The organism is Escherichia albertii NBRC 107761 = DSM 17582 (assembly GCF_000759775.1).
In the GTDB taxonomy this organism is placed as follows: Bacteria; Pseudomonadota; Gammaproteobacteria; order Enterobacterales; family Enterobacteriaceae; genus Escherichia; species Escherichia albertii.
The window spans coordinates 1-983 of sequence record NZ_BBMY01000226.1; the positions used below are offsets into that span (position 1 = coordinate 1).

The 983-nt window shown below is 56.4% G+C and carries 1 protein-coding gene; it reads left to right on the top strand.

Translation table 11 applies throughout. The features are described from left to right. Positions 1-53: 53 nt before the first annotated feature. Positions 54-983 (top strand): type VI secretion system tip protein TssI/VgrG (gene tssI, locus EA14781_RS22210; RefSeq protein WP_042336406.1); only part of this gene is annotated, 930 nt, incomplete at its 3' end.

Consider the following 983-nt stretch of genomic DNA (forward strand, 5'->3'; position numbering starts at 1 on the left):
CACAGCCGCTTTAACAGCGAACAGTCTGTTTTTCCTTAACCCCGGAGGTTGCCATGTCAACCGGATTACGTTTCACACTGGAAGTGGACGGCCTGCCGCCGGACGCTTTTGTGGTGGTTTCCTTTCATCTGAGCCAGTCGCTCTCTTCAGTCTTTTCCCTCGAGCTCTCCCTTGTCAGCCAGCAGTTTCTCTCCCTTGATTTCCCGCAGGTGCTGGAAAAAATGGCCTACCTGACGATATGGCAGGGCAATGACGCACTGCGCCGGGTAAAAGGCGTGGTGATCTGGTTTGAACTGGGGGAGAACGACAAAAAACAGATGCTGTACAGCATGAAAGTCTGTCCGCCGCTGTGGCGCGCCGGACTGCGCCAGAACTTCCGTATCTTCCAGAATGAGGACATCGAAAGCATCCTCGGCACGCTCCTGAAGGAAAACGGTGTGACAGAGTGGAGCCCGCTGTTCAGTGAGCCGCATCCTTCCCGTGAATTTTGTGTCCAGTACGGCGAAACCGATTACGAGTTTTTGTGCCGGATGGCGGCGGAGGAAGGCATCTTCTTTTATGAGGAACACGCGCAGAAAAGTACCGACCAGAGCCTGGTGTTGTGTGACACGGTGCGCTACCTGCCTGACGCCTTTGAAATCCCCTGGAACCCGAACACCCGTACCGAAGTGAGCACCCGCTGCATCAGCCAGTTCCGCTACAGCGCGCAGATACGCCCCTCACAGACCATCGTCAAGGATTACACCTTTAAACGTCCCGGCTGGGCGGGGCGCTTTGACCAGGATGGTGAAAATATGGATTACCAGCGCACGCAGTATGAAGTGTATGACTACCCCGGGCGTTTCAAAAATGCACATGGCAAAAATTTTGCCCGCTGGCAGATGGACGGCTGGCGCAATAATGCGGAAGTGGCACGCGGGGCAAGCCGTTCGCCGGAGATATGGCCGGGACGGCGGTTCACCCTGACGGAGCACCCGCAGGCG